Source organism: Pseudoalteromonas sp. MMG005, from assembly GCF_018101015.1.
Taxonomy (GTDB): domain Bacteria; phylum Pseudomonadota; class Gammaproteobacteria; order Enterobacterales; family Alteromonadaceae; genus Pseudoalteromonas; species Pseudoalteromonas aurantia.
The window spans coordinates 73,150-82,615 of record NZ_JAGJEK010000029.1; the positions used below are offsets into that span (position 1 = coordinate 73,150).

A 9,466-nucleotide genomic window follows, 5' to 3' on the forward strand; every position below is an offset into this window, starting at 1 on the left:
CAGTTATTCCCTTATTGAACTGTGGCTTTTTTGCCACTGCTTGTCGCTGATGATATTTGTTTCATAAAATCACTACTATGCTGCTCTAAACCATCACCTAATGATTCAATTGAGTCACTTATTTCTTTAGAAGCAAATGCGAGCTCTTTAACAACCTTTGCAGCATGCTTATCCAATTCAATCAAATACTCATTGGTTGAGCGAGCGTACTGGGACATACCATCATTGAGGTTGTTAAACATGTTCCCTAAAGATTCATCTACAGTAGTAAATCTATCTTGGTAATCTTTCCAGTTTTGTTTGATCTGATCTTGAGTATCAGAAATTAATACGTGTGTTTGTTCAATATTCTTCGCTGTATTCGAGAACTGCTCTGCGATGATGTTAGTTTGTGAAATCAATTCAATTTGCTTATCAACTGTCGTGTTGGCATTTTCCAAAACGTCATTGCTTTTCTCAATTACATTGCCTGCTGTAAATACTGTATCTTTAATTCTTTCGTGCAGCTCACCATTGCTTTCGTTCAGCCCTTTTTGAGCTGTTACGGCATTACCTAATTCACCAGATAGATCATTTATTTTAGTTGAAGCGTTTTCAGCAACATTGGTCATTTCAGTCATAATAAATGTAGCTGTTTCATTCATTGCCTTATGACCATCAGATAACGCAATGAGTTGTTCTTCTAATTTCGCACTAATAGTCTTTATCGTTTCAGCAAGTGATTGCATTTCTACACCGGCAGCTCCTGATATAGAAGCAGCAAATTCTTCCATTACTTTTTCAATGGTTTCATCGTTAGCTGATTTTTGGTTTTCTGTTAATTCGTTAATTGCTTCAACTAAAGGCTCTGCAACTTGCTCTTGCATTACTTGCCCCATTGTTACAGCTAAGTCATTAGCAAATGTTTCTAACGCAAATGACTGTTTCTTAGATTCTTGGAGTACTTTATTTGAAAGACGCTCAGCAGAAAAATACTCTACACGTTCATCTATTTCAGCAACAAAATCCTGGCATAACCTATCAAATTCATGAATTTTATTTTTCTCTGCTTTTGAAAAAAGCATTGATGATGATAAGCCTGCTATTGAGGTGAGGAATGCGAGTGAAGCACCAGATAATAAGACATTCAATGCTTTTTTAGCCTCATCTATATTATCTGCACTAAGGCCAGGAGAAGCGATATAAATACCGGCTACTAATCCGATAAAGGTTCCGACAATACCAATGCCTGTAAGGATATTCGGTAATGCATTGAACCAACGCATATTAACTTTGGACCAAAGGATATATCGCTGATTAAAGTACGTTGAGGTGTGATGTGTATTAAGGATCTTTTCATCTTCATTATCTGGTTCAAAATCAACATAAGGTATTAAAAGAGTTTCGTTAAATTCTCTCCAACTATCACTTAAATATTTTGTTTTAGACATTGATTCATTAAATGTTGAATCATAAAAAGCACAAAATTCTGATTTCGAGTGCCCAGATTTTTTGAGAGTTTCGTTGATATTTTTAAACTCATCAATAATCGGATTTACTTTTTTTGAAAACTTTCGGTATTGAAAGAAAGCGAAAGATATTATTCCTAATAAAGCTGTAATAACAGTCTCTGTTTCAATAAATAACGATGCTAAAAATTCCATTTTTCTACCTTCTTTTTTAAATATTATAACCAGGTGCGATAGCGAGATTTTCTGCACCGTATAATGTTTGACTGTTTTGCAAATAGAGCTGATATTCTGGGCCTGAAAGTGAAGCACTTTCAGAACAGTCCACGTTCCACCATCTCAGTAAATAACCTGCCATTGCTGCACGCACGTTAACTTCTAATATGCCTTTTTTCATTCCGAAATCAAGCTTAATAGCAGTTGGATGCTTCACGTTATTTGGGTGCGGAATAATTTGTAAAGGCACCATACGCATCCATTGATGATCTTCTAACTTATCTTCTTCAGGGAATGGTGCCAGTGCCAGAATTGTAACTTTGGTAATGCGCGTTAACACAAAGTCTCTAAATGACTTTGATTTACGGTCAAAAGCTCTTACATGCCAACGTAAGCCATTATCTACGATTGAATGAGGTACTAGATCCCTTGCACCTGACCCGCTGCTTAAAGACGTGTATATAACGCTAATAGGTTTATGGTTGATAATCGCTTGAGATAGTTTAGCGATAATATCAATATCAGGTACGTTTAATGGGCTTGGCGATTCAATAGGGAATGAAGTATCACCAATAGAATCAAAACCATCGCTAATGTTGTTCGCTAACTTGATAAGGGTACGGCGAGCATCGTGTTTAAATATGGGCTTGAATTGCGTTGTGATGAAGTATTTCTTTTCTACGTTGTCATACGCCATATTCTCAGGTGCATTGTCTTTGTAGAACTTTAAATCTCTGGTTGCTGCGGCAAGGCCTAATTCGAAATGTCTGACTATTTCACTGCGCGTTACCATTCCAGTAAAATAGAGCTTAAAGTCGATATAAGCTAAGCGCTGCTTCTGTGCAAAACTGAATTCGTCCATTCGATAAATCTGATTCTATTGACATTTTCCATTCGAGTTAAAACAGTATGTCTCATTATGAGTTAGGCAGCAAATAGATTTTATGCTATAGATTTTATGCTTGAGTGTTGATATAGATCATCGCAACTTAAAAACCCAAATTTATGTACAACCAACCAAACTAACTCACAGCGCAGTAAACTTACTGAAAGGTCGCTGCGCAACCAGCAGTACTAATGCTGTTAGCTTCTCGATTTTACTCGTCAGGATAAAGGGTTGAGAAGATTGCGTTTTGTCGTTATCAAGGTATGCCGTGCTTACAGGTGTAGATGTTCGCTTTCTATTTAAAATGCTTTTATTTGATATGTTTTTAGTTAACATGATTTGATGTAAGGAAAAATCAGAAAATACAGCTCATCATCAATGGGTTATCACTCACGTATCGGCACACCGCCTTTATTTTGAAAGGTAAAGCCCTGCATGGTTATACACCGCAAGGCTTTACATTTTTTATTAAATTTTCCTATCCGCGTTATGTTATTCCGCGTTTCCAAGCATGGTTGCTAACCACTGCCCTTCTTCGGTCGCTTCAAGGGCTATCTTAACCACCATTGTTAAAGGCACTGACAATAACATGCCGACGGTGCCCAATAACCAGCCCCAAAAAATCAACGACAAGAACACCACGAGTGTCGATAACCCAAGACCACGGCCCATAAATTTAGGTTCTATGATACTGCCCATTACCATATTTATTATGATGTAACCAACGGCGACAATACCAGCCACAATTGGCCCCAATGTGATCAGTGCTAATAACACCGCTGGAACAGCGGCAATCATTGAGCCAATATTAGGAATATAGTTAAGGAGAAATGCCACAACCGCCCACAGTACGAAGTAATCTACACCTAATACCCACAGCAACAAACCAGCGCAGAACCCAGTGGCCAACGACACCATTGTTTTTATCGCCAAGTAAGAATTGATTGAGTCTAAGAATCGGTCGATTTGTTGCATTTTCATTTGCGGATCATCCAACGCCAAGTGCACTTTTTTACTTAACATCGGTGCCTCAAACAACATAAACACAACCGTCAATATGATTAAAAACACATTGGCCATAACGCCACCAAAGCCTGTTAACATATTGGTGGCCATATCAATCATTTTACCTGGGTCGAATAAAGAAATAAGTTGGTTTTTATCTATCAAAATATTGTATTGTGCAGCAATATTCACAGTCCAAATAAACTTATTTTGTAACTCCTCTCGATATTGTGGCAATTGCTTTGAAAAATCAGTAAGAGATTGGCCAACAAGTCCTGCTAAGCTCATCCCAATTGCAGTAATAAGGCAAATGACCAATACAATAGCGATCCCTTTTGGGATATGAAAACGCGCAAAAAACTTCAGTAATGGATTACAAATGATCGCGATAAAAGCAGCTAAAATAAAAGGGATCACGATATCACTTGCTAATTTAATACCGGCAAGTACAACAAATAACGACGCTAAAATAACGAGACTTTTGTTTAGGCCTGACAGAGAAGACACAGAATTTCCTTAACAATTTTTTGTTAATTCTAAATCATTCCACCCCAAAGTTGTAGCAGCATAGAGCGAAAGGTGATCGATAGTACAATCATCTCGTATACTGAAATACACAGCATACTTTTCTCAGTGGAGATAATTAAAAATGAGAATACTTGTTACAGGCGCAACAGGGCTAATTGGTAGGCAGTTATGTGGATTTTTAGCACAGCAGTTTAAAGTGACGGCCCTCACCCGTAACGTTGATAACGCGCAAGCGCTATTTGGTCGTAAAGTAACCTGCATTTCAACATTAGAGACAATAAACTTTGACACAATCGACGTTGTGGTTAACCTAGCTGGCGAGCCTATCGCCGAAAAACGTTGGTCAACAAAACAAAAACACCTCATTACTGAAAGTCGCATCAATATAACGCAGCAGTTAGTCACTAAAATATCGCAGGCCACCACCCCACCTCATACATTCATATCTGGCAGTGCGATTGGTTTCTATGGCAGACAAAATAGCCAAATAACGATTGATGAAACGTTCAACGATTACAACCCAGAATTTAGTCATCACTTATGTAACGAATGGGAGCAAACCGCTCGTCGTGCAGAGTCAAGAAACACTCGTGTGTGTGTATTGCGTACTGGAATTGTATTGAGCCAAGATGCTGGGGCACTTACAAAGATGTTACCCGCCTTTAAGCTGTGTCTGGGTGGAAAAATGGCCGATGGCCAACAAATGATGTCTTGGATCCACATTGATGACATGGTGAACATCATATTACATTTAATTAATAACCAACACCTGGCTGGTACTTTTAATGCAACGGCTCCCAACCCTGTCAGTAACCAAGAATTCACAAAAATATTAGCCAGTACCCTGTCGCGACCTGCGGTGTTGCCAATGCCTAAGATTGTATTACGCCTACTATTCGGGGAAATGGCTGATTTACTGATTTATGGACAAACTGTTATACCAAAAAAATTACTTGATAGTCAGTTTTCATTTAGATTTAACCACTTAGATAAAGCATTAGCGAACCTCTTACGTTAAAAATGCAAACACAGAGGGTGTTTGCATTTTTATAACGCTATAACTAAAACTAAGTCAATTCGATTATTTTACGATTAACTGGTCTTCAAGCAAGTAAATACCATTGGGGTCGGTCAAGCTAAATACTTTTACAGCGAGTGTTTTTCCTGCCGCGTTTTCACATTCTAAGATCTGATATAACACTGGCTGACGCACATTTACGACATCTTTATTCGCAGTGAATACATCTGAATGGAATGGACCTTTTGACTCTTTGCCTGAAAACAAACCAAGCTCAACACCACGGTTGGCAACAACAGAACAATAAGCTTGGTTGTTATGGTTGTTTACTGTTAAACGGCTAGATACATGATACTCACTGTGGTAACCAAATGAATATGGTTGGTGAACGAACTCACCTTTTGGTGTTACATCAATTTGCCAATCCACATCTGGTGCACCAGGGATATTAACCTGTACTTTATAGTCAGTTCCTTGTGCATCGTAACAACTTACGCGCAACTTTTTGTTTGTAGATAAAAACTGCTCTGGAATGGCCACTGACGCAGTCAACTTTGAAGGGTTATTTGTATCAATAGTCACACGCGTATTGGCAACATGCTCACCATTGTTATTCCAACCACCCGTGTTCGAATAAACATTTGCTACATCGCAATAACTGGTATCTTGCGCTAGTAACAACTCCACTGTTAAGTGATGTGCATATTCGCTGATAATTGTCGCAGAAGCCACCGGACCAGAAGCATATTGAGTCAAACGCTCGTATCCATCCGTATCTTCTACATTTTGTGCTAATGCAAAACTTGCCCCAGAGAAGAATGTTGAAGCCAATAATAACGCATTAGTTTTATTCATGTTTAATTTCCTTTTTAAGTAACTTATTTCATTGAAGACAGGCTCACCCCGCATCAACTGAACCCATTTTAACTACAAATCAAAGTTGAGATCAACAAAATTAATTAACAATTTTTAACTGAATATTTTCAAAACACATAATTAGAAATAACAAAAACCACAAAACCTGTTAATTATCATTTATTTAAATAGATACAGAACAATCACATCGGATTAGTTTTATTTATCCTTCACTTGCATTCACATAAAATTGGCACTTCACCAACAGTGTTTGCATTAGTTTTATTGATTATTATTTTTACTAATTGATTTCATCCAAAAAACAAACAGCTATTGTTTTGACAAACCAAGCCAAATATAAACCAAACGATATCTACATGAGTCTTGCAGTGGAACAATAGGCAGAGAAGCGATATGTGCGCTTTGAATTAAGCCACATCACCGGTATTGAAATAAAGCGCAATGTAATAAAGTGCATTGAATATTTAACGTACTATAGGAAAGTCATTGATACCTAGTATAACCTCAGGTTTGGATAAGGGTTTTGGAATAGAAAATGTTTTAAAAATAAACTTACGTACAATCCAATGATGATATTTTGTTCAATATCAAGGCGCTTTTATGCAGTAATAGCGGGCTATTACAAATGAAAGCAACGCCGAGAGTGAAAAAATAGCTTTATTGGGCAAATTCGCTTATCCAGAGCTGAGGTTACTTAACCTCAGATTTGGATAAGGGTTTTGGAATAGAAAATGTTTTAAAAATAAACTTACGTACAATCCAATGATGATATTTTGTTCAATATCAAGGCGCTTTTATGCAGTAATAGCGGGCTATTACAAATGAAAGCAACGCCGAGAGTGAAGAAAATAGCTTTATTGGGCAAATTCGCTTATCCAGAGCTGAGGTTAGTATACCTCTCAAATACTGGGTTTTTCCTTGTTACTGCGTGCTGCCCACAAATATAAACACACATCATGTACTGCAATATGAGGGACAATTCAGTGCGGTACTAACCAGCTTAATTTCGTACGTTTAAGCTGGTTAAAAGTAAACCAATACCCCCCGTGGGAACGGTAGCAATATCTAGTTGTACAATCAGGGAAATGAATAACGCATGATCCGCTTCAGCACAGAGCCATATTGGCAAAAAAATGTGCCCGTATTGTATGCAATTCCATGACGTGCAAAGACAGACTGCACCATCAGCGCGACTTCTTGATACCTGGACGAAGGTAAGTCAGGGAATAAGTGATGCTCTATTTGAAAACTTAAATGTCCTGTTAATATATGAAAAGTACGACCTCCTTGAATATTGGACGATCCCAATGCTTGGCGATAGTACCATTGACCTTGACTTTCATTTTCGCATTGCTGTTGACTAAACGTTTTCGTCTGCTCTGTAAAATGGCCACAAAAAATGATGGTTGATGTCCATAAGTTACGTAGTAAATTAGCCAGAAAATTGCCCCCGAGCACCCATAAAAATAACGGCCCTGCAAGCAATGGAAACAATACATAGTCTTTCACCAATTGCCGACTTCCTTTGCTAAAAAAGCGTCGTTTCAATATAGCGTGTGATACTTTATAGTCTCGATTCTGTTTTTTCTTACCCAAAAAAACCCGTTCGGCTGCAAGTTCGTGATAAGACACGCCCCACTGAAAAAATACACTCAAATTTATATAGGTAAAAAACTGCCAAGTGTTCTTTAAACGCCATTGAAAGTCATCAGACAGCCTTAATAGCCCGTAACCAAAATCTCTGTCTTTGCCAATGATATTAGTATAAGTGTGATGTTCATAATTATGCACTCGATGCCAGCTCTGTCCATCACATGCAATATCCCACTCATACGCCATGGAGTTTATATTTTTGTCATTCATCCAGTCATACTGACCGTGCATTACATTATGACCAATCTCCATATTGTCTAGTATTTTAGCCAATGCAAGTAAAACAACGCCAAGCAACCATATAACTGGTTGCCAAAACCCCAATAGCAACAGAGCGCGACCTAACCACTCACTATAGCGCTGAATTCTTATTACCCGTCTAATATGATCTGCATCATACTGACCTACTTTGGCTAACGTGAGTTGCTTTATTTCATCTAACTCCTCAGCCAATAAGTCAAAATTAACTGAACTCATAACGTGACCTCCAAATCAGAAACGGGCTGTGAGATACATAATTGGATCAACTGATGGCCACTATCAGATAGCGCGCCAGTGCGAATATCTCTGACCACACCTTTACTCTTTACACATTGGCACTGGTGACAGATCCCAATGCCACAACCTCGGGTTACAGCAACATTTTTTTCTTCCAATTGTTTAAGTAGAACATCGCTGCTATTAACCGATATAACTTGGCCATCAACATTTAAAGTATGCTCAGCCCCCATATCCAAACTGTGATCAGTCGGTGCTTTTTTTAAACCAAACACTTCGTCAAAATACTTTAGTCCTAAATCACCACACACCTGTTGTACCTCATGTAGCATTTCATTCGGTCCGCAGCAGTAAACATCCACTAAGTTGCTCACTGATATGTAATAGGATAATGCTTTACTGTGCGCTCTCGTACATAACTCAAAGCTAAAATTACGGTGCTCAGTCTCAAGCTGAGTTAACTGTTCAACAAGTTGATGCTGATCTGCTTTAGCAAAATACACCAAGCGAACTGGCTCCTGTATATCACGCAAATGCTGTGCAAGCATTGCTGCGAATGGCGTTATTCCTGAGCCTCCCGCAATCATAAGTAGAGGCTTTTTTAGAGATTGAACAACAAACGTGCCTTGTGGTTTCGATATATTGACCCATGCAATTTTTTTCAGTTGTTCAGAGAGTTGACTTGTAAAACGCCCATTAAGGTCAACGCGTATTAATAACGAGATACAGCCCTGCTTATCACGCTCATATGGGCAAGACGCAATCGTAAAAGTACGCGTCAATAAACGGCCATTCATTTCAACCGTAATATTTATATGTTGTCCTGCCAAATGGGTAGGCCAGTTACGCTCAGGCCGTAAAGATATGCGAATAAAATGTTCTGCCGTTTTTTCCACACATTCGATATGAGCTCGATATAAGTCGGCTCTCCAAGCGGGTTTAAAGTGCTGTATCACAGGTTCAATATACCCAGCAAAACTTTGATGATGTAAAAACCATTGTGACAACTTGTTAGAGACGGCCTGTAATGTTCGTTTCAATTGAGCGTACACCTGTTAGCTTAAATTTGAGCGCACAAGTGTACGCTCAAATTTCAGGAATTCAAGTTAAATTAGAATAAAAGCTCAATTAAAGGAGACGTATGAGATCATTGCAATGAACAACTCAGCGATAATTCATTATTTTTGATACGACAAATAGCCATCTATCAACAGGTATATTGGCCACTGTCATGCATTATGTGAAGGTGAATATGACGTACTGGGAATTTATAAAGCGGAGGACTTGGTGGCTTCTTTGATTTTTACGCACGCTTTTTAGTTAACCTCAGATTTTTAG

At 38.3% G+C, this 9,466-nt stretch carries 7 protein-coding genes; 1 reads left to right on the forward strand and 6 read right to left on the reverse strand.

Annotated elements, in window-relative coordinates:
* Positions 1 to 11 precede the first annotated feature (11 nt).
* The 3 genes from J8M01_RS20845 to J8M01_RS20855 form a co-directional block, all read right to left on the reverse strand.
* Positions 12 to 1,643, reverse strand: coding sequence for a methyl-accepting chemotaxis protein (locus J8M01_RS20845; RefSeq protein WP_211059209.1), 1,632 nt, complete (start codon positions 1,641 to 1,643; stop codon positions 12 to 14).
* Between the two features lie 16 nt (positions 1,644 to 1,659).
* Complete coding sequence (locus tag J8M01_RS20850) at positions 1,660 to 2,526, reverse strand: WYL domain-containing protein (RefSeq protein WP_211059210.1); 867 nt, start codon at positions 2,524 to 2,526, stop codon at positions 1,660 to 1,662.
* 516 nt (positions 2,527 to 3,042) lie between these two features.
* Positions 3,043 to 4,062, reverse strand: a complete 1,020-nt coding sequence (locus tag J8M01_RS20855) for an AI-2E family transporter (RefSeq protein WP_211059211.1) — start codon at positions 4,060 to 4,062, stop codon at positions 3,043 to 3,045.
* A 142-nt stretch (positions 4,063 to 4,204) separates the two neighbouring features.
* Between J8M01_RS20855 and J8M01_RS20860 the strand changes: the two genes are divergently transcribed.
* Positions 4,205 to 5,101: a TIGR01777 family oxidoreductase gene (locus tag J8M01_RS20860; protein ID WP_211059212.1), complete on the forward strand. Its 897-nt coding sequence runs from the start codon at positions 4,205 to 4,207 to the stop codon at positions 5,099 to 5,101.
* A 63-nt stretch (positions 5,102 to 5,164) separates the two neighbouring features.
* Here J8M01_RS20860 and J8M01_RS20865 read toward each other — a convergent pair whose 3' ends face one another.
* The 3 genes from J8M01_RS20865 to J8M01_RS20875 all read right to left on the reverse strand — a co-directional run bounded on the left by J8M01_RS20865 (position 5,165) and on the right by J8M01_RS20875 (position 9,168).
* Complete coding sequence (locus tag J8M01_RS20865) at positions 5,165 to 5,956, reverse strand: hypothetical protein (protein ID WP_211059213.1); 792 nt, start codon at positions 5,954 to 5,956, stop codon at positions 5,165 to 5,167.
* Positions 5,957 to 7,054: 1,098 nt separating this feature from the next.
* Positions 7,055 to 8,107, reverse strand: a complete 1,053-nt coding sequence (locus J8M01_RS20870; protein ID WP_211059214.1) for an acyl-CoA desaturase — start codon at positions 8,105 to 8,107, stop codon at positions 7,055 to 7,057.
* Entirely contained in the window at positions 8,104 to 9,168 is a 1,065-nt protein-coding gene (locus tag J8M01_RS20875; RefSeq protein ID WP_211059215.1) for an iron-sulfur cluster-binding domain-containing protein, read from the reverse strand. Before J8M01_RS20875 ends, J8M01_RS20870 begins: the two co-directional genes overlap by 4 nt.
* Positions 9,169 to 9,466 lie beyond the last annotated feature (298 nt).

Excerpts from the sequence above, each read along its gene's own strand:
- J8M01_RS20850 (WP_211059210.1), bottom strand. The coding sequence starts at position 2,526 with ATGGACGAATTCAGTTTTGCACAGAAGCAGCGCTTAGCTTATATCGAC.
- J8M01_RS20870 (WP_211059214.1), bottom strand. The coding sequence starts at position 8,107 with ATGAGTTCAGTTAATTTTGACTTATTGGCTGAGGAGTTAGATGAAATA.
- J8M01_RS20845 (WP_211059209.1), bottom strand. The coding sequence starts at position 1,643 with ATGGAATTTTTAGCATCGTTATTTATTGAAACAGAGACTGTTATTACA.
- J8M01_RS20865 (WP_211059213.1), bottom strand. The coding sequence starts at position 5,956 with ATGAATAAAACTAATGCGTTATTATTGGCTTCAACATTCTTCTCTGGG.
- J8M01_RS20860 (WP_211059212.1), top strand. The coding sequence starts at position 4,205 with ATGAGAATACTTGTTACAGGCGCAACAGGGCTAATTGGTAGGCAGTTA.